Origin of the sequence: Streptomyces cynarae, assembly GCF_025642135.1 — a bacterium.
GTDB lineage: Bacteria > Actinomycetota > Actinomycetes > Streptomycetales > Streptomycetaceae > Streptomyces > Streptomyces cynarae.
In genome coordinates, this window is sequence record NZ_CP106793.1 from 7,867,265 (window position 1) to 7,891,888 (window position 24,624).

At 69.4% G+C, this 24,624-nt stretch carries 23 protein-coding genes and 2 pseudogenes; 18 read left to right on the forward strand and 7 right to left on the reverse strand.

Features of this window, described 5'->3' with window-relative positions; genetic code table 11:
• The first annotated feature begins 1 nt into the window (after position 1).
• From N8I84_RS35475 to N8I84_RS35515, 9 genes are all read left to right on the forward strand, one after another.
• Positions 2–955, forward strand: a complete 954-nt coding sequence (locus tag N8I84_RS35475) for a J domain-containing protein (RefSeq protein ID WP_263233554.1) — start codon at positions 2–4, stop codon at positions 953–955.
• Positions 952–1,359 carry a chaperone modulator CbpM gene (locus N8I84_RS35480; RefSeq protein WP_263233555.1) on the forward strand — a complete coding sequence of 136 codons (408 nt, stop codon included), beginning with the start codon at positions 952–954 and terminating at the stop codon, positions 1,357–1,359. Before N8I84_RS35475 ends, N8I84_RS35480 begins: the two co-directional genes overlap by 4 nt.
• A complete protein-coding gene (gene clpB, locus N8I84_RS35485; RefSeq protein WP_263233556.1) occupies positions 1,350–3,989 on the forward strand; it encodes an ATP-dependent chaperone ClpB in 2,640 nt (879 codons plus the stop codon). Before N8I84_RS35480 ends, clpB begins: the two co-directional genes overlap by 10 nt.
• Positions 3,986–4,444: a thioredoxin gene (gene trxA / locus N8I84_RS35490; protein ID WP_263233557.1), complete on the forward strand. Its 459-nt coding sequence runs from the start codon at positions 3,986–3,988 to the stop codon at positions 4,442–4,444. Before clpB ends, trxA begins: the two co-directional genes overlap by 4 nt.
• A 6-nt stretch (positions 4,445–4,450) precedes the next feature.
• Positions 4,451–4,711 carry a UBP-type zinc finger domain-containing protein gene (locus tag N8I84_RS35495; protein ID WP_263233558.1) on the forward strand — a complete coding sequence of 87 codons (261 nt, stop codon included), beginning with the start codon at positions 4,451–4,453 and terminating at the stop codon, positions 4,709–4,711.
• Complete coding sequence (locus tag N8I84_RS35500; RefSeq protein ID WP_263233559.1) at positions 4,711–6,492, forward strand: FAD-dependent oxidoreductase; 1,782 nt, start codon at positions 4,711–4,713, stop codon at positions 6,490–6,492. Before N8I84_RS35495 ends, N8I84_RS35500 begins: the two co-directional genes overlap by 1 nt.
• 47 nt (positions 6,493–6,539) lie before the next feature.
• Entirely contained in the window at positions 6,540–7,037 is a 498-nt protein-coding gene (locus N8I84_RS35505; protein ID WP_263233560.1) for an Hsp20/alpha crystallin family protein, read from the forward strand.
• Positions 7,038–7,512: 475 nt separating this feature from the next.
• Complete coding sequence (locus N8I84_RS35510; RefSeq protein WP_263233561.1) at positions 7,513–9,444, forward strand: MFS transporter; 1,932 nt, start codon at positions 7,513–7,515, stop codon at positions 9,442–9,444.
• Positions 9,445–9,465: 21 nt separating this feature from the next.
• Positions 9,466–9,858, forward strand: a complete 393-nt coding sequence (locus N8I84_RS35515; protein WP_263233562.1) for a DUF2267 domain-containing protein — start codon at positions 9,466–9,468, stop codon at positions 9,856–9,858.
• Positions 9,859–10,189: 331 nt separating this feature from the next.
• On the opposite strand, the gene N8I84_RS35520 is transcribed toward N8I84_RS35515, so the two are convergent.
• From N8I84_RS35520 to N8I84_RS35535, 4 genes and pseudogenes are all read right to left on the reverse strand, one after another.
• The gene (locus N8I84_RS35520) at positions 10,190–11,383 is read right to left on the reverse strand and encodes a PP2C family protein-serine/threonine phosphatase (protein ID WP_263233563.1); all 1,194 of its coding nucleotides are present in this window, start codon (positions 11,381–11,383) and stop codon (positions 10,190–10,192) included.
• Positions 11,384–11,458: 75 nt separating this feature from the next.
• A pseudogene (locus N8I84_RS35525) lies at positions 11,459–11,620 on the reverse strand (ISNCY family transposase); the annotation flags it as partial.
• Between the two features lie 87 nt (positions 11,621–11,707).
• Complete coding sequence (locus tag N8I84_RS35530; protein WP_263233564.1) at positions 11,708–12,157, reverse strand: DUF1931 family protein; 450 nt, start codon at positions 12,155–12,157, stop codon at positions 11,708–11,710.
• 240 nt (positions 12,158–12,397) lie between these two features.
• A complete protein-coding gene (locus N8I84_RS35535) occupies positions 12,398–12,589 on the reverse strand; it encodes a hypothetical protein (protein ID WP_263233565.1) in 192 nt (63 codons plus the stop codon).
• Between the two features lie 294 nt (positions 12,590–12,883).
• On the opposite strand from N8I84_RS35535, the gene N8I84_RS35540 reads away from it, so the two are divergent.
• Complete coding sequence (locus N8I84_RS35540) at positions 12,884–15,058, forward strand: FUSC family protein (RefSeq protein WP_263233566.1); 2,175 nt, start codon at positions 12,884–12,886, stop codon at positions 15,056–15,058.
• Here N8I84_RS35540 and N8I84_RS35545 read toward each other — a convergent pair.
• Positions 15,032–15,568 (reverse strand): phosphate-starvation-inducible PsiE family protein, encoded by a 537-nt coding sequence (locus tag N8I84_RS35545; RefSeq protein WP_263233567.1) that lies wholly within the window; start codon positions 15,566–15,568, stop codon positions 15,032–15,034. The genes N8I84_RS35540 and N8I84_RS35545 overlap by 27 nt on opposite strands.
• Before the next feature lie 624 nt (positions 15,569–16,192).
• On the opposite strand from N8I84_RS35545, the gene N8I84_RS35550 reads away from it, so the two are divergent.
• Complete coding sequence (locus N8I84_RS35550; protein WP_263233568.1) at positions 16,193–17,233, forward strand: acetate/propionate family kinase; 1,041 nt, start codon at positions 16,193–16,195, stop codon at positions 17,231–17,233.
• A gap of 514 nt (positions 17,234–17,747) precedes the next feature.
• Positions 17,748–17,930: a universal stress protein gene (locus tag N8I84_RS35555; protein ID WP_071381389.1), complete on the forward strand. Its 183-nt coding sequence runs from the start codon at positions 17,748–17,750 to the stop codon at positions 17,928–17,930.
• A 560-nt stretch (positions 17,931–18,490) separates the two neighbouring features.
• On the opposite strand, the gene N8I84_RS35560 is transcribed toward N8I84_RS35555, so the two are convergent.
• The gene (locus N8I84_RS35560) at positions 18,491–19,042 is read right to left on the reverse strand and encodes a hypothetical protein (protein ID WP_263233569.1); all 552 of its coding nucleotides are present in this window, start codon (positions 19,040–19,042) and stop codon (positions 18,491–18,493) included.
• A 624-nt stretch (positions 19,043–19,666) separates the two neighbouring features.
• Here N8I84_RS35560 and N8I84_RS35565 point away from each other — a divergent pair.
• From N8I84_RS35565 to N8I84_RS35580, 4 genes are all read left to right on the forward strand, one after another.
• The gene (locus N8I84_RS35565) at positions 19,667–19,930 is read left to right on the forward strand and encodes a helix-turn-helix transcriptional regulator (protein ID WP_071381387.1); all 264 of its coding nucleotides are present in this window, start codon (positions 19,667–19,669) and stop codon (positions 19,928–19,930) included.
• 159 nt (positions 19,931–20,089) lie between these two features.
• Entirely contained in the window at positions 20,090–20,971 is an 882-nt protein-coding gene (locus tag N8I84_RS35570; RefSeq protein ID WP_079173190.1) for a DUF6083 domain-containing protein, read from the forward strand.
• 518 nt (positions 20,972–21,489) lie between these two features.
• The gene (locus tag N8I84_RS35575; protein ID WP_263227758.1) at positions 21,490–22,338 is read left to right on the forward strand and encodes an IS5 family transposase; all 849 of its coding nucleotides are present in this window, start codon (positions 21,490–21,492) and stop codon (positions 22,336–22,338) included.
• Entirely contained in the window at positions 22,335–22,733 is a 399-nt protein-coding gene (locus N8I84_RS35580; RefSeq protein ID WP_263227760.1) for a hypothetical protein, read from the forward strand. The genes N8I84_RS35575 and N8I84_RS35580 overlap by 4 nt, the downstream gene beginning before the upstream one ends.
• 134 nt (positions 22,734–22,867) lie before the next feature.
• Here N8I84_RS35580 and N8I84_RS35585 read toward each other — a convergent pair whose 3' ends face one another.
• Positions 22,868–23,116 (reverse strand): IS3 family transposase, encoded by a 249-nt coding sequence (locus N8I84_RS35585; protein WP_263233570.1) that lies wholly within the window; start codon positions 23,114–23,116, stop codon positions 22,868–22,870.
• A 649-nt stretch (positions 23,117–23,765) separates the two neighbouring features.
• Here N8I84_RS35585 and N8I84_RS35590 point away from each other — a divergent pair.
• Entirely contained in the window at positions 23,766–24,443 is a 678-nt protein-coding gene (locus N8I84_RS35590) for a HemK2/MTQ2 family protein methyltransferase (RefSeq protein WP_263233571.1), read from the forward strand.
• A 4-nt stretch (positions 24,444–24,447) separates the two neighbouring features.
• Positions 24,448–24,597: pseudogene (locus N8I84_RS35595) on the forward strand (CDGSH iron-sulfur domain-containing protein); the annotation flags it as partial.
• Positions 24,598–24,624 lie beyond the last annotated feature (27 nt).

Below are 24,624 nucleotides of genomic sequence, written 5' to 3' on the forward strand. Positions count from 1 at the left end.
CATGGCACGGGACTTCTACGAGGTGCTGGGCGTGTCACGGACCGCGAGCCAGGACGAGATCCAGCAGGCCTATCGCAAGCTCGCCCGCAAGTACCACCCCGACGTCAACAAGGACCCCGGGGCGGAGGAGCGTTTCAAGGACCTCAACGAGGCATACAGCGTCCTGTCGGACCCGAAGACCCGGGCCCGTTACGACCGCTTCGGCGAGGACTTCCGCAAGATCCCCGAGGACTTCGATGAACGGGTCGCGGCCGGAGCGGGCGGCGGCTTCCGCGCTCGGAGGACCGCGGGCGCGGGCGGCCCCCGTGTCCGGTACACCACCGGCTTCGGCGGCGACTTCGGGGCGGAGGGTATCGACATCGAGGACCTGCTCGGCTCCATGTTCGGAGCCGGCGCCGCCCGAGGCGGCGTGCCCGGAGCGGACCAGGAGGCCGAACTGCCGCTCACCGTCGAGGAGGCGTACCGAGGCGGCCGTCGCACCGTCACGCTCACCGGTCCCACGGGGCAGCCGCGGCGGTACGAGGTCGACGTGCCGCCGGGTGTCATCGACGGGCAGCGCATCCGGCTGGCGGGTGAGGGCGGCCGGGGCAGTGGTGACGCCCCCGCGGGCGACCTGTACCTGCGGGTGCGTATCCAGCCCCACCCCCGGTTCCGGCTGGACGGCCGCGACGTGCACGTACAGGTCCCGGTCGCCCCCTGGGAGGCGGCCCTGGGCGCGACCGTGCCGGTGCCCACCCCCAGCGGCGGCACGGCCAAGGTGACGGTGCCCGCGGGCTCGTCCAGCGGCCGGCGGCTGCGGCTGCGCGGCGAAGGCATGCCGAACCCGCGAGGTGCGAACGGCGACCTGTACGCCGAACTCCGTGTCATGGTGCCGCCCGCCCTCGGCGACCGGGAGCGCGAACTGTTCGAGGAGCTCGCCGCCACCTCCTCGTTCGACCCCAGGAGGACGCAATGAACGACCGACCCGCGGGAGCGGGAGGCATCGGCCGGGCCGGCGTGGGTGACCGTCCGGTACGGGCGGGCGCCGACGTCACCGCCTCGGCGGCTGTCCGGTACGCGCTCGTGCCTGTCCCCAGGCTCTCGCTGGACGCCGTGGCCCGTCGCTCGGGTCTCCACCCCGATCTGATCCGCCGGTTCGTCGCCCTCGGCCTGGTCGACGCCGAGCGCGACGCCGCGGGGCACTTGGTGTTCGACCCCACGGCCCCGGCGGTCCTCGCCCGCATCCAGCGGCTGCGCTCCGGACTCTGCCTCAATTACGCATCCATCGGCCTGGTGCTGGACCTGCTCGACCGCATCAGCCTGCTCGAAGCCGCCCTGCGCCGCGGCGGCACGAGGAGTGAAACACCCCCATGGACATGAACCGTCTCACCCAGAAGTCCCAGGAAGCCCTGCAGGAGGCCCAGACCGCGGCCGTCCGCATGGGGCAGACCGAGGTCGACGGGGAACACCTGCTGCTCGCGCTTCTCGATCAGGAGAACGGTCTGATCCCGCGGTTGCTGCAACAGGCCGGCACCGAGCCGAAGGAGCTGCGCGCTGCCGTGCGCGAGGAACTCTCCCGCCGCCCGAAGGTCACCGGCCCCGGCGCGGCACCCGGCCAGGTCTTCGTCACTCAGCGCCTGTCCCGCCTGCTCGATGCCGCCGAACGGGAGGCCAAACGCCTCAAGGACGAGTACGTGTCCGTGGAGCACCTCCTGCTCGCCCTGGCCGAGGAGGGCTCGGCGACCGCCGCCGGACGCCTGCTCAAACAGGCCGGCATCACCAGGGACTCGTTCCTGAGCGCGCTCACCCAGGTCCGCGGCAACCAGCGCGTCACCTCCGCCAACCCCGAAGTGGCGTATGAGGCTCTCGAGAAGTACGGCCGCGACCTCGTCCTCGAGGCTCGGTCCGGGCGGCTGGACCCGGTCATCGGCCGGGACGCCGAGATCCGCCGCGTCACCCAGATCCTCAGCCGCAAGACCAAGAACAACCCCGTCCTCATCGGCGACCCCGGCGTCGGCAAGACCGCCATCGTCGAGGGCCTCGCCCAGCGCATCGTCCGCGGCGACGTGCCCGAGGGCCTGCGCGACAAGACGGTGTTCGCTCTCGACATGGGCTCTCTGGTCGCCGGCGCCAAGTACCGCGGCGAGTTCGAGGAACGCCTCAAGGCCGTGCTGTCCGAGGTGAAGGCCGCCCAGGGGCGCATCCTGCTCTTCGTCGACGAACTGCACACCGTCGTAGGCGCGGGCGCCGCCGAAGGGGCCATGGACGCGGGCAACATGCTCAAGCCGATGCTCGCCCGCGGCGAACTCCACATGATCGGCGCCACCACCCTCGACGAGTACCGCAAGCACATCGAGAAGGACGCCGCCCTCGAACGCCGCTTCCAGCAGGTCCTGGTCGACGAGCCGAGCGTGGAGGACACCATCTCCATCCTGCGCGGACTGCGCGAACGCCTCGAGGTCTTCCACGGCGTGAAGATCCAGGACACCGCACTGGTCTCCGCGGCCACCCTCAGCCACCGCTACATCACCGACCGGTTCCTGCCCGACAAGGCCATCGACCTCGTCGACGAGGCGTGCGCCCGGCTGCGCACCGAGATCGACTCGATGCCCGCCGAACTCGACGAGATCACCCGCCGCGTCACCCGCCTGGAGATCGAGGAAGCGGCCCTGTCCAAGGAGACCGACCCCGCCAGCAAAGCCCGACTGGAGGAACTGCGCAAGGAACTGGCCGACCTGCGCGGCGAGGCCGACGCCAAACACGCCCAGTGGGAGGCCGAACGGCAGGCCATCCGCCGCGTGCAGGAGCTGCGCCAGGAACTGGAGCAGGTCCGCCACGAAGCCGAGGAGGCCGAACGCGCCTACGACCTCAACCGCGCCGCCGAACTCCGCTACGGCCGCCTCCAGGACCTGGAGCGCCGGCTGAAGGCCGAGGAGGAGCAACTGGCCACCAAACAAGGGCAGAACCGGCTGCTGCGCGAGGTCGTCACCGAGGAGGAGATCGCCGAGATCGTCGCCGCCTGGACCGGCATCCCCGTCGCCCGTCTCCAGGAGGGCGAACGCGAGAAGCTGCTGCGCCTCGACGAGATCCTGCGCGAGCGGGTCATCGGCCAGGACGAGGCCGTCAAGCTCGTCGCCGACGCCATCATCCGCGCCCGCTCCGGCATCCGCGACCCACGCCGCCCCATCGGCTCGTTCATCTTCCTCGGCCCCACCGGCGTCGGGAAGACCGAACTGGCCAAGACCCTCGCCCGGGCCCTGTTCGACTCCGAGGAGAATATGGTCCGCCTCGACATGAGCGAGTACCAGGAGCGTCACACCGTCAGCCGGCTCATGGGCGCACCGCCCGGATACGTCGGCTACGAGGAAGGCGGCCAGCTCACCGAGGCCGTACGCCGCAAGCCGTACTCGGTTGTGCTGTTCGACGAGATCGAGAAGGCGCACACCGATGTCTTCAACACCCTGCTGCAGATCCTCGATGACGGCCGCATCACCGACGCTCAGGGCCGCACGGTCGACTTCCGCAACACTGTGATCATCATGACGTCCAACATCGGCTCCGAGCACCTCCTCGACGGCGCCACCGCCGAGGGTGAGATCAAGCCCGACGCCCGCGCCCTGGTGATGGGCGAGCTGCGCGGGCACTTCCGCCCGGAGTTCCTCAACCGCGTCGACGACATCGTGCTGTTCAAGCCGCTCGGTGAGCGGCAGATCGAGCGCATCGTGGAGCTGCAGTTCGACGAACTGCGCCGCCGCCTCGCCGAACGTCGCATCACCGTCGAACTCACCGATGCTGCCCGGGAAGTGATCGCCCACCAGGGCTACGACCCGGTGTACGGGGCCCGGCCACTGCGCCGCTATATCTCCCACGAGGTCGAGACGCTGGTCGGGCGGTCCCTGCTGCGCGGCGACGTCCAGGACGGCGCGACGGTCCGCGTCGACGCCGAACACGGAGAGCTGGTGGTCACCTACGCCCAGCCCGACGACGTGAAGGGAGCGCGGGCGGCATGAGCACGATGCAGGCGACAACCGTCAGTTGTCCGAACTGCGGGCGCACCAACCGGGTGCCCGCAGCCGCGGAGGGCCGACCCAAGTGCGGCCACTGCAAGCAGCCCCTACGGTGGATGGTGGACGCGGGCGACGACGACTTCACCGAGGTCGCCGAGCGGGCCGACGTCCCCGTCGTGGTCGACCTGTGGGCCACCTGGTGCGGCCCCTGCCGCATGGTGAGCCCCGCGCTGGAGAAGGTAGCCGACGATCTCGCGGGAACGATCAAGCTGGTCAAGGTCGACATCGACAAGAACCCGCGCCTGGCGCGGCGGTTCGAGGTCCAGGCGGTACCGACGCTGCTGGTCCTCGACAAAGGACAGACCATCGCCCGGCAGTCGGGTGCCGCACCTGCCCCTGCCCTACGGCGGTGGGTGGAGCAGTCGATCGCGGGCCGCGAACCGTCCGGGAAAGGGTGATCGGCCATGACCGTACGGACCGACCCCCACCTCGCCCTGGTACGCCCCGTCACCCCGCGTGCCCCGGGGTGCGAGGAGTGCCTGGCCACGCATTCCCCCTGGGTCCACCTCAGGCTCTGCCTGACCTGCGGCCACGTCGGCTGCTGCGATTCCTCGCCGAACCGGCACGCCCGCCGTCACGCCGCCGCCGACGGCCATCCGATCGTGGCGTCGCTGGAGCCCGGCGAGGACTGGCGGTGGTGCTTCGTCCATGAGGCGTTCGTGTGATGCCCGGCGACGAGACGCGGCCCGGCGCAGCGCCTGTGCCGGACGAGGCGGAGGAGAGCGTCCCCTTCGAGACGCCCGACATCTTCGGCGCCTATCCCCGCCTGTCGGACGACCAGATGGCCCGCCTGGCGCAGCACGGCCGGCGGCACGCCGTCGACGCCGGTGACGTGCTGATCCGGGAGGGGCAGCGGTGCGAGACGTTCTACGTCGTCCTCAGTGGTTCGGTCGCCATCGTCGAGGGCTACGGCACGCCCGATGAACACCTGCTACGCGTGCACGGCCCCGGCCGCTTCATCGGCGAACTCGGCCTCCTGAACGGACAGGTGGCCTTCTACGCCGCCGTGGTCAGGGACCCCGGCGAGATCCTCGCCCTGTCCGTGGACCAGCTGCGTGACCTGGTGACCCGGGACTCCACCCTTGGTGATGTGGTGCTGCGCGCCTGCCTGGGCCGCCGTGCTCTGCTCGTCGGGCAGGGCGCCGGTTTCCGCATCATCGGCTCGCGCTATTCACCCGACACTCGGCGGCTGCGCGAGTTCGCCGCCCGCAACCGGCTGCCGCACCGTTGGATCGATCTGGAGACGGACGAGGAGGCCGAGGCGCTGCTGCGCCGCTTCGCGGTCGGTCCGGAGCAGACGCCGCTGGTGATCTGGCGGGACACGACCTTGCTGCGCAATCCGAGCAACGCCGAACTGGCCCGGTTCATCGGCCTGCCGCCCCTGCCGTCGGGCAACGGCCACGGCGATCTCCTGATCGTCGGCTCCGGTCCGGCCGGTCTCGCCGCCGCGGTGAACGCCGCCTCGGAGGGCCTCGGCACGACCGTGGTCGAGGCGATGGCCACCGGTGGCCAGGCCGGGACGTCCTCCCGCATCGACAACTGCTTCGGCTTCCCCTCCGGCATCTCCGGCGCCGAACTCACCGAGCGCGCTGTGCTCCAGGCGGGCAAGTTCGGCGCCCGGATCAGCGTCCCAGCGGAGGCGGCCCGGCTCGAACCGCGGGGCGGCCACTACGCCGTCAGCTTCGCCGACGGCAGCGAGATCACCGCCCGTACCGTCGTCCTGGCAACCGGCGCCCGCTACCGCCGCCTACATGTGCCCGGCATCGAACCGTTGGAGGGCGCGAGCGTCCACTACTCTGCGACCCTCTACGAGGCCCAGCAGTGCCGTACCGAGCCGGTGGCGGTGGTCGGCGGCGGCAACTCCGCAGGCCAGGCTGTGCTCTTCTTGGCCGGGTACGCACCGCAGGTGTATCTGCTCGTCCGTGGGCCGAGCCTCGAGGCGCACATGTCCCGCTACCTGATCGATCAGATCGAGCGCCACCCGCGGGTGCGCGTGCTGCTGCGCACCGAGGTGACCGAGGCACTCGGCGACAAGGCGCTGGAGGCGGTCACCGTGGTCGACCACCGTGCGGGCGAGCACCGCCACCTCGCGGTGCGGGCCCTGTTCGTCTTCACCGGCGCAGACCCTCACACCGAGTGGCTGTCCGGCGCGCTCGCCCTCGACGCGCGCGGCTACGTGCTCACCGGCGCGGAGGCGCAGGCGTGCTCCGTTCCCGGACTGTGGCAGAGTCAGGGCCGCGACTGCCTGACGTTGGAGACCAGCCTGCCTGGCGTCTTCGCCGCCGGCGACGTCCGCAGCGGCTCGGTGAAGCGTGTGGCCTCCGCGGTCGGAGAAGGCGCGATGAGTATCCACTTCGTGCACCGCTACCTGGGCCACACGGCCGCGCCCGGTGGCACCGACAGCTCCCCGCACACACGTCCGAAGGAGTCCGCTTGGCTTGGATGACACCCAGCGGGCGAGGAGATCACGAGAAGGAGAAGGAGGCGATGGTAATGACCACGCCCGTCCGGCGCCCCCGGGGTGGCGCAATGCAGGCCAGGCCCATGGGCTGGGCACGCAATCCGCTCACGGAGTTCGACCAACTGCTCAGTGAGATGAGCGGACTGATCGAATCTACGGTGGGAGGCGTGGCGCCCGCAGTCGCGTGGACACCCCTGGCGGATGTCACGGAGTCCGACGACGCCTTCCACGTCGAGATCGAACTCCCCGGCGTCAAGAGCAAGGACATCAACGTCGAAGCCAACGGCCAGGAGCTGGTGGTCACCGGAGAAATCAAGGAGAAGGAACGCAAAGGCGTCCTGCGCCGGAGCACCCGCCGCACCGGAGCCTTCGAGTACCGGCTGCGGCTGCCCGGAGAGGTCGACACCGAAAAGATCAATGCGCAGATGTCGGACGGGGTGCTCGCCATCACCGTCCCCAAGGCCGAGGTCGCAAAGCCCCGGCACATCGAGATCAGCGAGACGAGTGAAAGCACCGAGAGCAGCGGCTGAGACGCGAACGCCGCGGTTCCAGGCACCCACCTGGCACCGCGGCTGGGCCGACGAGGCTCGACCCCCGGGGCGGATCATGAACGACGTCCCGTACTCACAACCCCTCACGGCGGCGGAGCCGCGGCACGCGGCTCCCCACCGGCTTCCTTTCGGCGCCGCAGACGCCAGGCGCGCAGGACCCGAAGGGGGAGCAGACCCAGCGGTGCTCGCCGACCCATGTCCGCCTGGTCCTCGCGGTCGAATGCCCGCGCGTAACGCTCGGCGTCCTGGGCCGTCGGATACCGCTTACTCCCCTCTGATCCGCACCTACGGGCACAGTGCCAGAGCATCATGTCGCCCTCGTGGAGAAAGCGAAAACGGTGTCCCAGAAGGTGACAACGCAGCACAGAAGACCACCCTATTCGGACCGATCCATTCCGGCCTGTTCTGTTCGTCTGCAGGCAACAGCCCATGGCCCTGAACGAGAAGGCATGGCATGACCAGGACCGCCGAGTTCGGTGTCATCACGACCAAGGTCCCCGCCCGGCTTGACCGGCTGCCGTGGTCCCGATTTCATCGGCGGATCGTCATCGGTCTGGGAGCCGTCTGGATTCTGGACGGGCTCGAAGTGACGATCGTCGGGGCGGTTGCCGCCCGCATGACCGAGCCGGGCAGCGGCATCAACGTGACCAGCGCCGACATAGGCACTGCCGCAGCCGTCTACGTGGCGGGTGCATGTGCGGGCGCTCTCCTGTTCGGGAGGCTCACCGACCGCTACGGGCGCAAGAAGCTGTTCATGATCACGCTCGGAATCTACATACTCGCCACCGTCGCGACCGCGTTCGCCCACGACGCCTGGTACCTCTACCTCGCCCGCTTCATCACCGGTATGGGCATCGGCGGAGAGTATGCCGCGATCAACTCGGCTATCGACGAGCTGATTCCGGCCCGCAACCGCGGGCAGGTGGATCTGGCCATCAACGGCAGCTACTGGGTCGGTGCGGCGCTCGGCAGCCTGGTCGCCGTGCTGCTTCTCAACGAGAGTCTGCTGGCAGCCGACCTTGGCTGGCGGCTGGCCTTCGGCCTCGGCGGCGTTCTGGGCCTGGGCATCATGCTGGTACGCCGCCAGGTGCCGGAGAGTCCCCGCTGGCTGTTCATCCACGGGCATGAAGACGAGGCCGAACGCATCGTCGACCGGATCGAGGCCGAGGTGCACCAGGAGACCGGCCGTGAGCTGCCGGAACCGGGCGAGGCGGTCACCGTACGGCAGCGCGACGTCATCCCGTTCACGGAGATCGCCGGCGTGGCTCTGCGGCGGTATCCACGTCGCGCCGTTCTCGGTCTGGCGCTCTTCGTCGGACAGGCGTTCCTGTACAACGCGATCGTCTTCGACCTGGGCACGATCCTGAACGGCTTCTTCGACATCGGCTCCGGCTCGATCCCTTACTTCCTTGTCCTCTTCGCGATCGCCAACTTCCTCGGACCACTCCTTCTCGGCAGACTGTTCGACACCGTTGGCAGAAAGCCGATGATCGCGGGCACCTACTTCGGCTCGGCGGTCGTGGCAGCCGTCCTCGCCGTCCTGCTGATCAACGGCTCCCTGACGAGTTGGTCGTTCTTCCTGCTGGTCTCGCTGACCTTCTTCGTGGCGTCCGCGGGAGCGAGCTCGGCCTACCTGACGGTGAGCGAGGTCTTCCCCATGGAGACCCGAGCGCTGTCCATCTCGCTGTTCTTCGCGATCGGCACGGCCGTGGGCGGAATCACCGGCCCGCTGCTGTTCGGCCACTTGATTCACACTGGCGATGCCAACGTGGTGGCCATCGGCTTCCTCGTCGGAGCGGCAGCCATGGCGCTGGGCGGGGTGGCCGAGGTCTTCTTCGGTGTGCGGGCCGAACAACAGTCCCTGGAGAACATCGCCCGCCCACTCACCGCTGAGGAGGCCGAGGCAGACTGGCGCAACGAGCCCGCACCGCAGGACGCACGAGACCGCCTCCGGCCCGAGCACGTCCGGCAGGCCGCGCACGAGTGGGAACAGCGGATCGCCGACCGCACCGCCCGCCGCCGGGAGCGGGAGCGCACCGGAGCCCGCCGCTACCGCCCGGGCACCGGACCGGGCAGCAGGATGTACTCGCCGGGGATGGCCGGCACCGCGGGCACGGCAAGCCGTACGTCCGCCATGGCCGAACAACGCCTCGACGACGAGATCGAACAGATCACCCACGCACTCGAAGAAACCGGCCCGACAAGCCGCGACCGACTCGAACAGGCTGTGGGCGGTCGTTCCTGGGGCCCCGGACGCTTCCGCCGTGCCCTGCGTGAGTCCGAGCGGGAGTCCAGGGCCAGGAGTCTTGCCAACGGCAGCTACGCGCCGACGCATGGACGCGGCCGGCCCGACAGCACACCGGACGACCCCTATGACCAGCGGTGACCGGGGCAGAAGGAGGCAGCGATGAAATACGACGGATTCCTCGCCCAAGTACGCGAGCGAGGCGGATACAAGGATCAGGACGAAGCCGCGGACGTCACCAAGGCCGTACTGGAAGTGCTGGCCCAACGGATCAGCCCGGGAGAGGTCAAGGACCTCGCATCCCAGCTGCCCGGCCCGCTGGGACAGGTTCTGGACGATGCCACGCCGCAGCGGGCGCAGAGCTTCGGGATCGAAGAGTTCTACCGCCGGGTCGCCGAGCGCACCCATGCCCGGCCGCGTACGGCGCAGTGGGACGCCAGCGCGGTCCTGACCACGGTTGCCGACGCTGTCACCGGCGGAGAACTGAATCAGATCATCAGCCAACTCCCGTCCAGTTACGCGGTCCTGTTCGGCAAGGCCGACCTTGCGGACTGAGCCCGTGAGGCGCCCAGAACGAAGGGCCAACGAATAATGGTTGAGACAGGTTTCTCCTCGTTCGACGCCAGGGTGGACAAGGCGAATCGACTCCTCCAGGACGTCGAGGAGGCCTTTCAATGGCCCACAGAACGGCGTAAGCAGTCGTACGCGGCACCTCGGGCCGTGCTGCACAGGCTCCGGAGCGCGGCCCAGCGCGCCGAGCAGGCCTGCGGCGCCCCGGCCGTCCCAGCACTACGTCGCGGGCGGTTGCCGAGTGTCGGCATCCACTGACGTCAGCGTCTGCGTCCTCGGAGTACCGGCGCCCAGTTGCGCCCTGCGGCTCTTGCCGTTACGGATCAGGGGGCTGCCACTCGAACATCAAGATCGTGGCGTCGTCGCTGAGTTTGTTGTGCCGATGCTCGAGGATGGCGTGGATGAGCAGGCGCAGCGCTTCCGGGGCGCTCTGCCCCGCTGCGGTCGATCGGATGATGTAGTCGGTGAAGCGCTCCAGGCCGAACTCTTCGCCTGCCTCGTCGCGTGACTCTACGACGCCGTCTGAGTAGAGCAGTATTCGGTCACCGGGTTCGAGGCTGACGTCGTTCACCTGTCGGGCGGTCCCGGCGAGACTGGCGGGCAGACCCAAAGGAGGCTCAGGTGGCCGCTCCAAGGCGTTGTGGAGCAGGCGGTGGCGACGGATGAGCAACGGAGGCGGATGGCCGCAGTTGCACCAGCGCAGCACACCGGTGGGCATGTGCAACTGGGTGAAGACACCCGTGCAGAACTGCTCCGGAAGCCACTTCGCCAGCGCCTCGTCCACGGTGCCCACGAGTTCGTCCAGGTCTGCCCCGCTGCGCCGGGCGTTACGGCAACCTGCCATGGCGACAGAGGTGGCAAGTCCGGACGCCAGATCGTGCCCCATACCGTCAAGGATCGTGGCGTGCAAAACGTCCTCGGTGAACGCATGGTCGAAAGCATCGCCGCCCAGTTCGTACGCAGGCTCCAGAACCGCCGTCGAAACGACCCGCCCGGTGCCGATCGACCGGGGAGGGAGAAAAGCCCTCACCATCTCCGTGGGCAGATGCATCGGCCTGGTACGCATGCGCTGCGCGATGGTGTCGCTGTAGGTGCGCTTGGATGTGATGATCAGTGCGAGGAGCAGCGCCGCCGTTCGACAGCGCCGCAGCTTGAGCCCGTCCAGGCTGCTCATGTTCAGCTCCACGACGCCCAGCCGCTCCGCTCCGTCGGCCAGGGGCAGCCATACGTTCAGCCCGCCGGAGGGGACTTCTTCCACGCGGAGAGAGTCGGTGCGGTAGGCCCATCCGGCCAGCGAAGTGTCGAGCTCCAGTTCCGGCTCGCTTTCGACAATCGGCACCAGCAGTCTTTGCTGGATGTCGACCAGATAGATAACGGCCCTGCCCATACCCATGGCCTCGGCATACCGGTTCAGGACCGCGGGCAGTTCCGCAGGTGATGCCAGCTGGGCTGCTCTGACCAGTTCCTCCAGCAGTCGCTCACCGGACCCGACGGACATGTTCCTGTCCATGCCTTCGATGATCCCCGCGAGATCGAGCCGCCACAATCTGAGCTCTCCGACATCCGAGTTGTGGGCCGATCAGCCTGGGTGCTGGAGCTTGCCCTTGCGTATCGGCCGGGCATCGGGATCGGCTGACGCATCAGCCGGTCGGGGGATCGTGCGGATGCCCGCAAGCCGCACAGCGATCTGCTCCAGCAGCCAGCGGGCGCCCGCCGCGGTCTCGGCCGACTCACCGACCATGCCCGCTTTCGGTAGCGCCCTGGACGTGGACGAGGGCCTGCGGCGAGCCAGCAGGTCGTTGCGGCAGCCGAGGAAGCCTGGTCCGGTCGCGACTCACAGCAGGAGGTCGAAGACAGCGCGGGCCTCGTCCCAGTGCTGGGTCTGGGGGTTTTTCAGGTCGGGGTGGAGGATCTTGAAGCTCTGAGCCAGGGCCAGGCTGAGTCCGCCGATGATGTCCGGATAGGCCGCCTCGGTCTCCTCGTCGGGCGTGCGGTCCAGAGCGGGGTGGGTGGCGAGCTGTTCCAGGATCGGTTTGAGTTCTACTTCCTGGTTGATCTTCTGGAAGTGGTGAATGCTCTCCTGCAGGCCTTTCGTGATCGGTAGGTCACAGGTCCGGATGATGTCGCGCCCGTTGGCCTTGGCAGTGGCCTGGGCGACGGTCAGCAGATCGTAGAGCTTGGCGTCGACGAAGTCGCTGTAGCGCTTGAGATCGTTCTTGTCGACGTCCAGCTCCGCGGCCGCCCGGAAGAACCTTTCGAACCTGGCGATGGACATCACGGTCATGACGGCAACCTCCGGCTGCGGGCGCCGGGGTGGCTCCCGGCCCCTGGGCTTGCCATTCAGCCTGGCCGACGGGGCGCGCGAACGCATGCGCATGTCGGGCCCAATTTGCCTCCCTGTATTGGCCTGCCAGGCCCAGGCGTCCGACTGCCCGGGTGGTCGGACGGGCGTGCGGATCGACAGCAGGGCGAACACTGTGTCGCGGAGCGGCCCCACGTTAAGGGTGACCCCAGATGTCGCTGCTCATGAGGCCGAACGCCGCGGTGGCGGTGCCTCGCTGGTGTACTGGAGCCACCCGGGTGGCAGGGTGTTGCCAGACTCCGGGATCAGCGCTCCGATCACGCCGAGGGCCGTTCCCCTCAGCCGGTGGGCGGCGCGCATCAGGCTGAGCATGGGCAGCGACAGCAGCGCGATGTGCTCCTGCGGGCCGATCATGGCGATGACGGGGCGGATGCAGTCCAGGTAGGGCCGGGTCCGTGACCCTCTCTTCAGTCGCTTCGCGACCTCCGTTGGCCATCACGGATCGGCCACGTGGACGACGTCGAGTCGCGGCCGCTGGGGCTGACAGCTGGCGCTGGGGGGTGTGGTCATCGATCGCCCTGTACGCGAGGGTGCCGGTTTGTGAGTGTAGGTCGGCCCGGGATCGCGCGTCCGCCGAGCGCGGCGCCGCCAGGAGGCGGCGGCGCGGCCGACGCGACCCGGCAGGGCGTTCCGGCTAGGCTCACATCCGTGACGTGGCTGCGGGCCTTCGGGGAGGTCGTGCGATCCGGGCTCACGATCGAGGAGACGCGGCTGGAGCCCCTGCTCGCGCTGCGTACGGCCGCTGGGGTGGCGATCGTCATCGGGCCGGCGCTGTGGCTGGTCTCCCCTGCGTATGCCGCGTCCGCCGCCCTCGGTGCCTACTCCGCGGGTGGGGCCACCTTTCAGCGCAGCTGGCGTCCGCGCAAGGTGGTCGCGCTCGGCGCGGGCGCGGGTTTGGCGCTCAGCACCTTCGTGGGCTACCTGGCGGCGGGGCGACTCGTGACGTTCCTCCCGCTGCTGGCCGTATGGGCCTTTGCCGCGGGAATGGCGTGGGCCGTCGGATCGACCGCTGGGATCGTCGCAGCGACGACCGTGGGCAGCATGCTGGTGACCATCACCCTGCCCACGAGCGTGGGGCGAGCCCTGGAGCACGCCGGGGTCATCGCGCTCGGGGGCGTGACGCAGGCCGTGCTGATCCTGCTGTTCCCGATCCGCCGTTGGGGGGCGCATCGTGACGCGCTCGCCGACGCCCTGGCCGCCGTGGCGGACTACGCCCGCCGGTTGCGGCACGACCCGACGGCCCCGTTCGACCCGGAGCCGTTGATGACGGCCCGGGACGCGGCTGCCGTGACGCCGTCACAGGCCCGCACCCGTCCCCCCGTCCTGCACGGGCCCCGGGGACTCGCCGAGCGCATTCGGCCGGTCGTCGCCGCGCTCGCCGACCCGGACGTGGGCGCCCCGGCGGAGGGACCCGGGCGGGACCGCGCGCGGGAGTTGCTCGACGCGGCCGCCGACGTTCTGGATGCGGTCGCCCGTTCGATCCGCCGCGGCACTCCCGCCGAGGTGCGGCCCGGGAGCGTGGACGTCCTGCGCGTCGACGAGGAGCACGAGGTGCTGGAGGGCCCCGCGCGGCAGGCCGCCGAGCGGCTCGTGGAACTGCTCGGCGAGGCGTTGGAGGTCGCCGGGAGTGGAGGCGCGCGCGGGAGGACGCCCACGCTGCCCGGCCCCGCGGGCGCCGAGTTCCTGGTGCGCCCGACGATGTTCCGGCTGGTCCCGGTCGTCGTCCGGGCGGTCCGCCGTGAGCTCCGCCGGGACTCGCCCGTGTTCCGGCACGCCGTCCGCCTGGCGGCGGTGGCCACGCTCGGCTATCTGATCGCCGCCCGGCTCCCACTGGGCCACGGCTACTGGGCGCCCATCGCCTCGGTGATGGTGATGCGGCCGGATTTCCACCGGACGTACGCGCGTGCGGTGGCCCGTCTCGCCGGGACCCTGGCGGGGGTCGCGCTCGCCACCGTGATGGTGCGGGCCCTGGGACCGGATGCCCATGTGTTCGGCGCGCTGGCAGTGGTCTCGGCGGGCCTGTCGTACATGCTGAACCGTACCGGCTACGCCTACTCCCAGTGCTTCACCGCCGCGTACGTCGTCTTCCTGCTCGGCATGGGCGGCCAGGCATGGGAGCAGACGGTCCCGGAGCGGGTGGTGCTCACCCTGCTCGGCGGGGCCCTGGCAATGCTGGCGTACGTGGTGTTCCCCGCATGGGAGACGCCCCGGCTGTCGGGCCGGCTTGCGGACTGGCTCGCCGCCAACGGCCGCTATGCGGCCGCGGTGCTCCGCAACTACGCCGAACCGACCCGGGAGCATCATGCCGACATGCGCAGGGCACTGCTGGAGAGCAGGGAGGCACGGGCCGCCTGGCAGGAGGCATATGACCGGGCAAGGCAGGAACCGGTCCGCCCCCGGGGGCTGACGTCGCGCGAGGCGCAGGAGGCGCAGGAGGCGCTCAAGGGGTTCGGCCGCGCGGCGATGCTCATGGAGAGCCACGTCCCGCGGGCCGACAGCCGTGTCGTCCCCGAGGCGGAGCGGTTCGCCGAGGCCCTGGAGGCGGACACCGCGCAGGCGGCAGCCGACGTGCGCGAGCACAGGAATCCGGACTGGGGGCGCGTGGAGGAGGCGCTCCACGCGTGGGAGGGCGCCGCCGGGGACCGGAGCCCGGTCGTGCGGCGCGAGGCGGAACTGCAGAAGCAAGCCTTGGAGGACCTCGCGACGGCCGTGAGCCGCACACCCTTGGAACGGGACGTCGGCTCTGCTCGCGAGGAGCAGCGAGTGCGGGCGGCCGCGGCGGCGGAGGGCGGCGGATCAGGAGCCGCGCACCGGAGTGGGTGACGAAGTCGGCGGCGGGGAGCGCCGCGCCTCCTGGAGCGGGAAGTAGTCTCCCGGCCGCGTCGAGCGCCGCCACACGTACACCGCTGTCGCCATCACGAGGATCAGCCCCGCCAGGATGAGCAGTTCGATCCCCTCGACGTTCCACCGGAAGGACTTCTCCGCCTCGGCTGTCACGATGAGCACCCTGCGGATGCCGGCGATCAGGCCGACGACGAGGAAAGGCTCCGCGTCGAGGGTCTGGTTCCTGATGGTGAGGCGGACGGTGTGGAGCAGCTCGGCCACGATGAACAGCACCAGGCTGCTGTCCAGGGCGGAGAGAACGACCGTTTCCTCGTGGTACGGCCCCTGGATCGACCTGATGACGTCGTGGACGACCCCGACGGTCAGGATCCCCGCGAGCAGTACGAGGAGCGCCGCGACGACGAGGTGGATGCCGTCCTCGATGAGCTGCAGGAGGCCCTGCACCCGGCCGCCCTCGAGCTTCGGGAGAATGGGTCGCACATTCAGCATGCTAGGGGTGCCCCGTCCCGCAGGCGCGGCGTGCTGCCGAACGGGTGGACGAGCGGATCCCTCCCCGTGGTGGCAGCCTGGGGGAAGCGGCGAGGCGCGACATCACCGAGGCCTACCAGGCGGCAGGACAAGGGTTGTGAGGCAGCCCGACGCGGACACGAACGGCAGGAACCTGCGGCCCGTCCTGGCGCCGACCCGGGGTCTGCCCTCCGATGCGGCCCGGGACCTTGCCTCCGGCCTGCGGGAGGAACCGCGCCACCGCACCGCCAGGGGCATCCGCTGGCAGACGGACACCGACGGCGCCCCTGGCGGCGAACGAGCAGGTCGACGTTATCCGACGTGGCCGAAACGTCGGCACCCGCCTGGAGGACGGCGACTGGGCCACCAGCGTCTTCTTCACCGAACTGCCGAGCCGGGCGGAGTACAACCCGGTCCGCACCGAGGCCGAGCCTGAGCACAGGGGCGCACGTCGTGGCGGGCGCACCGTGCCGGGGGACACGAGTGCACTGGAGGTGTGTGATGAGTGCTGACCGCTCCCACGAGAGCCGTGATGGTCACGTACTGGTCCTCGATGCTGGCTCTTCGAGCCTTCACATCGCTCTGTTCGCGGCGGACGGTCAACGGGTGGCGGATCGAGACGCCTCGGAGCCCCCGGGGCCTGCTGCGGCGGCGGAACTGCGGAACTTCCTCAGCGAGGTGCCCACTCCTACGGCGGTTGGTCACCGCATCGTCCACAGCGGCCCGCACCTGACTGGACATACGCTGATCGACGCACGCGTACGGGCTCTGCTGGCGGACGTCGCCGATCTCGCGCCGTTGCACGTGACCCCTGCCTTGCATGTGGTCGATGCCGCACGAGAGCTCCTGCCCGACGTTCCTCATATCGCCTGCTTCGACACCGTCTTTCACAAGGATTTGCCGGCACAGGCGAGCACGTACGCCGTGCCGGAGCGATGGCGAGCCGAATACGAGCTGCGCCGGTACGGCTTCCACGGGCTTTCCTACTCGTGGGCACTGCAGAGGACGGCGCAGGCCCTGGGCCGACCCGTCGACAACCTCCAGGTCGTGCTCGTACACATGGGCGGCGGCTGCTCGGCCTGCGCCGTGCGGAACGGACGCAGCGTGGACACCACCATGGGCCTCACTCCGCTGGAAGGCCTGGTGATGAGTCGGCGCAGCGGCAGCCTCGACCCCGGCGCGCTGCTGTGGCTACAGCGGCGGCACGGTCTGAGCACGGACGAATTGGACGACACACTCCACCGGCATTCCGGTCTGCTCGGCCTCTCCGGTACCTCGGGAGACACCCGGGACCTGGTGCGCGCCCGCGCGGAGGGTGATGCCGCGGCCGCGTTGGCGCTGGCGACGTTCACACTCAGCTGCCGCAGGGGCATCGCCTCGATGGCCGCCTCGCTGGACCGGCTGGACGCCCTGGTCTTCACCGGGGAGATCGGCGAAGACCAACCCGAGGTACGCGAGGAGATCTGCTCGGCCCTGACTGTTCTCGGTGTACGAGGCGGGCTGCTCGTCCCCGAACTGGAAGATTTGATGCGGGAAGGCCACCGACGCATCGATCAGGCGGTGAGAGGTGTCCCGGTCCTCGTGGTCGCAACCGGCGAGACGCAGCAGATCGCCGCCGAGACCCGACGGGTGCTCGGCGGCATGTGACTGGCCAAGGCAACTGCCGGCACATCCACACTTACCTGGCCCGCGCCAAGAACCGGCCTCCTGTACCTGGAAAGCACGGAGGAGTGGCGGCGTCTGGTCCTGTACGCCGCCCCCCTGTCAGGGGCACGGGGCTCGAGGGCCACTGGCCCCCATCAGAGCCCCGTACCTCCCCTTCGACGCCAATGAGGACATCCTGAGCCGCATGTTCACCGACTGGCTCGCCGCCCTCAGTATCCCGGTGCTGGTCTCACACGAGGCTTCCACTCGGACCCCTACGTCGACATCGTTCGGGCGCGCACCGCCCGCGATCGGCGCCCCGGAGAAACACCGGAGACTTCGACTGCTCCGGCGACGACATCCAACGCGACTGGGCGCACCAACTGCTGGGCTGACGTCAAGCGGCGGCCCGGGAGGGCCGGAAGGGATCAGGCCGCCGCTCGACGATCCGGACCCGTGCCCCGTTGTTCATGGGCCTCCAGCGCCAGGGCGAGGCCGAGAAGTACCCACCGCCGTCGTGAAGGAAGAGCTCCACGAGGGGTGGCTGGCGCACGTCCTCGTCCGGGCCGCGGCCGGTGCGGGGCCGCTCGTCGTGGGCAGCCGCAGGCGCTGTGCCGTGGTCGGCCCGCACACGGGGCCGGTCGGGCACGCTCTGATCCACCACGTGCACTGCCCGGTCGCGCTTGTGCCGTACGACTGAGTGCTGTTCGACATGTTCGTCGTCGACCGTGGGAACAGGAGACGCCCGAGCCACAGAGGCCGCGTGTCAGCAGGTCAGCGTTCCCTCGTTCGCGCAGACAACGGTCCACCGGTGGGTGCGCGTTGTGCAGCCACGACCGCGGGCCCATACCGCCCCCATGACGCCTGTTCGGACCGCAGCGACTGCTACTCCAGCGGTAGGTCGATGCCGTCGAGCGTGAGGTGGCCGTGTTTCCTTTGCTCTCCGGGTTAACCCAGGCGCCACATCGACCGCCTGTCTGCTGATACCGACGCATCCGGCAGCAGTTCCCAGTGCAGATCTCCTGAGCTGGAGGCAACGTGCCATGCGATGAGCATGTGGCCAACCGATCCAGCGCAGCGATGAGCTCCGCGGGAACGAGTCCGCAAGCGCGCGATCCGCTCCAACTCGGGCACATCCTGGACCAGCGGAGGCAGCTGTGTGTGGCCCGTGAGCCTTCTCCGGCGTCCTCAGTCCGGGATGGCCAAACCGCCTGATGGTGTGCAGCTGAGCCGGGCGCCGACCTGCCCCTTCGATGCGAGTCAGGCGCGATTGGAAACCAGCTCCCAACGCAAGTCTCCCGCTTCCCCAGTCCCCGTCCAAGAGACGAGGACCTCCTCGGCCACCAAGTGCTTGAGAATCACGGGCAGTGCTGTAATACGGCAGCCGCATTCGCGCGCCATCTGCTCCGCTGATACCGCTCCTTGGTTCTCTCCGGCTACGGTGTGCGCTGCCAGTGCGAGAGCGGCCAGCCGTGGAAGCGGCGCGGAATCTGTTTGGATGCTGGAGGCGGAGCGCACTGCCCAGTCGGCGGCCTGAAGCCGGTCGGGGCGAGCCGGGTGCTGTGTGAGCAGGGCTGCGTCGAGCATCTGAGCCGTGATCACGCCGCCGTCGGACATGAATGGCCGCAGCCATCCCGCTTCGCTCAGCTCGCGCCACGCTTCTGAGGCAGATCCCAGGCGGAGGCTTCGCAGCAGCCCTAGGGGCAAGCGGACGCGCGCCACGTTGTTCATGCGCAGCGCGCACTGCAAGGCGATCAACCGGGCGTCGGCCCCCGTGGCGGCCGGCAGGGCGACGGCAAGGTAGTTGAGCATCTCCTGTACCCGGGTTCGGCTGTCGGGTCCTTTGGGGTGGCGTCTTCGGCGCGTGTTCGCCCGTCCTCGCGACGAGACCGCAGCGGCCAGGATCGTTTCGGGCACGACGGCGGCCTGTGACGTGGCGGCCGCACACGCAGTGCATGCATCGGTGAGGCGCCACGCCCGTCCGCCGTGGTCACGGGCCAGGAGAAGGCGGATCGGGCCGTGGCAGCCACGGTGACGGGGATGCCAGCCGCAGCCCCGTTCGTGGCACTGGCACGTCCGCAGATGCGCAGGAAGCAGGTCTCGGCGCGCGTGTGACGCCAGATGGGCCAGGACCTCTGATCGAGCAGCTGGGCCGGTGAGCCGCTGCCCACCCTGCGCACATTGCTGACAGACGAGTACCGGCCCGCCGGGCTGGGGGAGGAGCTCAACCGTCCATGTACGCCGGACATCTGACTGTGGGAAGCAGAGCCTCATGGCGCGCGAGTTCCTCCTGCCGTTTCCGCGCCGGCCTCTGGCGGGCTGGGGTCGGCCGCACACGGTAGTGCAGACCTCTGCCCCTCGGAACGAACCTGAAAGGCGGAAATAGGGCAGAGGTATGCACTGACAGGGCAGGCGTCTGCACCGTCGGATGGTCGGGTGACGATCTTTCCGCCCGACCCGGACTTCGAGGCCCTGCGCCTGGAACTCGCCCGGCTGCGTGCGGCGCGGGGATGGAGTTACGACGAGCTCGCCTCTCGAAGCGGCCTGGCCAGAAGGACTCTGATCGAGATCGAGCAGGGGCGCACTATCGGCACTCTCAAGACGTGGCACGCTCTGGCCCACGCATTGAGCACTCCCCTCGACGAACTCTTCGGCACTCTCTGCCAGGGGCACGAGCCACCTCGTCAGGCGGGCGGCTGACTGGTCGGCCCGGCCGGCCGGGCAACCACCCGATTGGGTAGGCGGACACGAATGTCTGAGCGATGATCCGAACAGGCGTTGCCATGGATTCGGCCGTTCGACGGACGTCACCAGCCAGGGCAGTGCTTCGACAGCGTGTTGGCTGGCACCTTCTCGCGCATGCACCCCTCATCCGCATCCCGGCACTGGGACGGCAGCCCCGCATCCTCCCAACAGCGACGGTCCCTGCGCGTCCACCCCGACAGCCCAACCCGCCTTCTGCGCTGCGCACAGCGTGCTCGTTGCCGTGAGTGCGGAAACCCGGTCGAGTGGTACCACCGGGGCCGTGACCGGCCCGTGCCACTGCACCCGCAAGAACTGCCCGCAGCCGAGATGCCCGCCGCATACCGCTGGCACGTCAGCTCAGGCCTCGCCCATCCCGCCGGGGACGGCAGCACCTGGTGTCGGCTGACCCACGCCGTCGTCTGCCCCGCTCGCGACGCCCCGTGTGACATCACCCCCGCTCTGACCTGGCTACGCCGGTCGCTGGCTGTGAACACGCGCCGCCTGACTGACGCCGGTGTTTTCGTCCCGCCCACGGACGTCGACCGCCGCTCGCGGTCCAACGGCACGTGCCGACCCGCCAGGCCCGTCGTCCAGATCCTGTATGTCCGCTACCTCGCCGCCCGCCCCCTGGACGAGATCCAGTGCGTCGCGCAGACGCGGCATCGCACCCGATGCTCCACGAAAATGCTCGCCCCGGACAGCCTTCAAGGCATCTGGATCCTGGCCCCCGCAACGGCCGCCAAAGGTCAGCTGGCCCTTCCCACTGAGGTAATGGCTCTCTACGACCTTTCCTCGCTGCTGTACGCGGAACAGCTGCGCTGGCGTACACAGCGATGCCCTCACCATGCCGCCGTCCCGACGTCGGCGGATCTCGCACTGACCGATTGGGAGCCGTTCGACCCGGCGGTCCATCACCCCTACGTGCACCCACGTCTCCCGACTCACGTGCGTCAACCGCGCCGCGGAAACGGTGAGTCGGAGGCGGCCTGGCGATGAAGCACCCGTACGCAGTGGAGATCCTCCTGACGAGATCCGTCATTCTCGCAGAGCTTCGCCGAGCCTGCCGCGCCTTTCCCCTGGCGGCGAACGCCGAACCCACACGGCTCACGACGGTTCGGTGCGCCAAGTCGCCCGGGCGGGCCGTCCGGTCGCTTCCTCATAACCGCGACCGCCTGCTACCCATTGACACGCTGACGACCCACTACCTCGACCCAAGCGGCCAGGTCCTGCTCTATGTCGCCCTCTCCTGGGATGTGTGCTCAACGGTTCGTCGAACCGCGGCAAACTGCGGTCGCAAGCCCGCAGACCTCCTCGGCCGCACCATTGTGGCGGCCTTGGAACAGGACAGAAACCATCGAGCTCGCCAACTCGCAGCACAGATAGAGGGCCTTCCTGCCCATCACGGCCTTGAGTGGCTGGTTCGTGAGTCTTTGAGTGGATTTGCTGTCGCCTGATGGTGTGGCGGCGGGGCGGAATCCGCCGGCCCACGGTTGTTGATCTGGTGATGTGTTCGGGTGAGTGAACGCAAGCCGTACCCGAGTGACTTATCGGACGAGCAGTGGTCGTTGATCGAGCCGGTGATCACCGCGTGGAAGGACCGGCACCGCTCGGTCAGCGGCCACCAGGGCGTCTACGACATGCGGGAGATCGTGAACGCGATCCTCTACCAGGGGCGAACCGGCTGCCAGTGGGCCTATCTCCCGCACGACCTGCCGCAGAAGAGCGCGACGTACTACTACTTCGCCGCCTGGCGGGACGACGGAACCGACCAGGTCATCCATGAACTCCTGCGCTGCCAGGTCCGTGAACGCGCCCGCCGATTAGAGGACCCGACCTTGGTGGTCCTGGACACCCAGAGTGTCCATGTGGCCGCCGGGGTCCCCGCCACCACGAGTGGCCACGATCCGGCCAAGCGGGTGCCCGGCCGCAAACGCGGCCTGGCCGTGGACGTCCTCGGCCTGGTCATCGCAGTCGTCGTCCTCGCCGCGAACACCCACGACAACGCCGCGGGCATCATCCTGCTGGACCAGGTCGCCGAGCACGCCGGCGGAACCGTCCGCAAAGCCCTGGTCGACCAGGGCTTCAAGAACCAGGTCGTCATGCATGGCGCCGGCCTGGGAATTGATGTCGAGATCGTCGCGCGCAACCCGCAGGACAAGGGGTTCGTGCCGCAGCCGAAGCGGTGGAGGGTCGAGCAGACCTACGGGATCCTGATACTGCACCGGCGCCTGGTCCGCGACTACGAGCACCGCCCCTCCTCCTCCGCCTCCCGCGTCTACTGGGCGATGACCCACGTCATGACCCGACGCCTCACCGGCGCGAGCGCCCCCTCCTGGCGCGCGGCGCAGGCGGTGGCAGCGTGAACATCCGGCCCCTGCTCGATGCCCTGGACCTCCAGGAAGAAGCCGCCCGGGCCCTGGCCGACGACCTCCGCGCACAGATCGACGACCTGCAGACCCGGTTGCGGGAGGCCGAGACGCACCTGGAGCACCTCACGATCACCCGCAAGACCGTCATCGGCCTCGCCGACCGGCTCCCCGCGTCCGCGCCGGACCTGCCCGAGCACCCGGACTACCCCCGCATCCTCGCCACCTTCAACCACGCGACCGGGCCGCTACGGGCCAAGGACGTCTGCGCAGCCCTCGGCCACGAACTGCTGCCGAAGAACGTCGAAGGCACCCGCGCCAAGCTGAAACGCCTGGTCAAACTCGGGATCCTCACCGAGGCCGACACCGGCAACTTCGCCAGGAAGCAATAGCCAGCAGAACTTCCACCAGCGTCCTTGCTCCCACCTCAGCCAGAAACGGACATCGCCTTACGAACCGCCCACTAAGGCAATCTTCTGGTGTTCAGTCCGTTTGAAGCTTCCCCGTCATCTTGGACACTCGATGCTTACGCTGCGAGGGCGCGTCCTTGCTCGTCTCGCTGTCGGGTCTCCAACGGGGTGAGGTAACCCCAGACCGGATGCCTGCGCAGACGCTTGCGGTTATAGAAGGTCTCGATGAAGGCGAAGATCTCCGCGCGGGCACTGGCCCGGTCGGGCCAGCGGCGGGTTCCGATCTCCTCCTTCAGTGCGAAGAACGACTCGGCGGCGGCGTCGAAGCACGAGCCGGTGCGGCCCATGCTCTGCCGCAGCCCCAACTGGCCTATCTCACGGCGGAGGTCTCCTCTGGAACCTCATGTCCCAGTCTCCAGGTGTCCATGATCAAGGGGAAGGTTCAGTTTTCCGAGACGGACGGGCGGTACGGACTGGGGCGCGTGGCACCCCGTTCACGAGCGCGCACATGAGAGGGATGCGGTGACGCGATGATCAGCGTGGGTGCGGTTGTTGCCCGCTGGGAGACCCCGACCAAGATCTTCTGCCGGATTTCCCCAAACGATCTCCAGAAGCCCGTCAGGGGCCTGATCCGCTGACTGAATCAGGCCCCTGACCTGGTACTCCCCTGTCTGGGTGATTTTCCCCGCGATCTCTTCGTCCCCAGCGAAGAAGCCGTGGGCCGTCTCTCGCCGGCCCGGGTGGTCAGTGGCTCGCTTGCTGGGCAAGTGCTCGCCTATGCTGACGGTTGTCTTTGCGGAGGTTGGTGGACACGAACCGGGACAACGCCCAGCGCCAGGTGCGGTTGAGCTTCCTCGGGTGAGCTTCGCCCCGGCTTTGGGGCGCCCGGGGTGAGAAGGGCACGTGTCGACTACGTGCAGTGGGGGACTCGGGGTGCGCAGGCAAAGATCCGCACCAGCCGCGGTGCGCCGCGGCTGGTGCGGATAGCGCCTGCGTAGTCGACCGGAGGAGCCGATGACCGTCGAAACCCCCTGTCCGCCCCTTCCCGCCCCCGCGTGGACCCCGCCGGGTGTCTACGAGCCGCAGGAGGACACCTGGCTGCTGACGCGTGCGCTGCGTCGGGAAGAGATCAGCCCCGGGGCGGACGTCCTCGACCTGGGCACCGGCAGCGGCGCCCTGGCCCTGGAGGCCGCACGGCTCGGCGCGCGTGTCACCGCCATCGACATCTCCTGGCGGGCGGTGCTGGCGACCCGGGTGAACGCGCTGCTCAGCGGGCAGCACATCAGCGTGCGCCGCGGCGACCTCACGGCGGCCGTGCCCGGACGCCGCTTCGACCTGGTGGTCAGCAATCCGCCGTACGTGCCCTCACCCGTTGCCGGAAGCCCCCGGGGCTCCGCCCGCGCCTGGGACGCCGGCTGGGACGGGCGGCTGCTTCTGGACCGCATCTGTGATGCCGCGCCCGGGCACCTGCGCCCCCACGGAGTGCTCCTCATGGTGCACTCCGCGCTGTCCGGGGTGGACGAGACCCTGGACCGACTCACCTCGGCGGGGCTCAGCGCCCGGGTCACGGATTGCGTCCCCATTCCGTTCGGCCGGGTGCTGCGGTCCCGGCTGGCCTGGTTGCGGCAGCGGGGTCTGCCCGCCGACGACATGGTGGAAGAGCTGGTGGTGGTCCGTGCCGTACGAGAGTGAACGCGTGGTCCGCATCCGGGCCGATCGCGACGGCCCGCTGCTGGTCGAAGGCCCCGTGGAGGTCACCGGCCCCGACGGCGACACCGTCGTCAGCGGGCGGTTCGTGGTGGCGATCTGCACCTGCCGGCGCAGCCGCACCTATCCGTGGTGCGACACCAGCCATCGCCGCCGCGGGAAACCG

Excerpts from the sequence above, each read along its gene's own strand:
- N8I84_RS35475 (WP_263233554.1), top strand. The coding sequence starts at position 2 with ATGGCACGGGACTTCTACGAGGTGCTGGGCGTGTCACGGACCGCGAGC.
- N8I84_RS35480 (WP_263233555.1), top strand. The coding sequence starts at position 952 with ATGAACGACCGACCCGCGGGAGCGGGAGGCATCGGCCGGGCCGGCGTG.
- clpB (WP_263233556.1), top strand. The coding sequence starts at position 1,350 with ATGGACATGAACCGTCTCACCCAGAAGTCCCAGGAAGCCCTGCAGGAG.
- trxA (WP_263233557.1), top strand. The coding sequence starts at position 3,986 with ATGAGCACGATGCAGGCGACAACCGTCAGTTGTCCGAACTGCGGGCGC.
- N8I84_RS35495 (WP_263233558.1), top strand. The coding sequence starts at position 4,451 with ATGACCGTACGGACCGACCCCCACCTCGCCCTGGTACGCCCCGTCACC.
- N8I84_RS35500 (WP_263233559.1), top strand. The coding sequence starts at position 4,711 with ATGCCCGGCGACGAGACGCGGCCCGGCGCAGCGCCTGTGCCGGACGAG.
- N8I84_RS35505 (WP_263233560.1), top strand. The coding sequence starts at position 6,540 with ATGACCACGCCCGTCCGGCGCCCCCGGGGTGGCGCAATGCAGGCCAGG.
- N8I84_RS35510 (WP_263233561.1), top strand. The coding sequence starts at position 7,513 with ATGACCAGGACCGCCGAGTTCGGTGTCATCACGACCAAGGTCCCCGCC.
- N8I84_RS35515 (WP_263233562.1), top strand. The coding sequence starts at position 9,466 with ATGAAATACGACGGATTCCTCGCCCAAGTACGCGAGCGAGGCGGATAC.
- N8I84_RS35520 (WP_263233563.1), bottom strand. The coding sequence starts at position 11,383 with ATGGACAGGAACATGTCCGTCGGGTCCGGTGAGCGACTGCTGGAGGAA.
- N8I84_RS35530 (WP_263233564.1), bottom strand. The coding sequence starts at position 12,157 with ATGACCGTGATGTCCATCGCCAGGTTCGAAAGGTTCTTCCGGGCGGCC.
- N8I84_RS35535 (WP_263233565.1), bottom strand. The coding sequence starts at position 12,589 with ATGATCGGCCCGCAGGAGCACATCGCGCTGCTGTCGCTGCCCATGCTC.
- N8I84_RS35545 (WP_263233567.1), bottom strand. The coding sequence starts at position 15,568 with ATGCTGAATGTGCGACCCATTCTCCCGAAGCTCGAGGGCGGCCGGGTG.
- N8I84_RS35560 (WP_263233569.1), bottom strand. The coding sequence starts at position 19,042 with ATGCTCAACTACCTTGCCGTCGCCCTGCCGGCCGCCACGGGGGCCGAC.
- N8I84_RS35570 (WP_079173190.1), top strand. The coding sequence starts at position 20,090 with ATGCACCCCTCATCCGCATCCCGGCACTGGGACGGCAGCCCCGCATCC.
- N8I84_RS35590 (WP_263233571.1), top strand. The coding sequence starts at position 23,766 with ATGACCGTCGAAACCCCCTGTCCGCCCCTTCCCGCCCCCGCGTGGACC.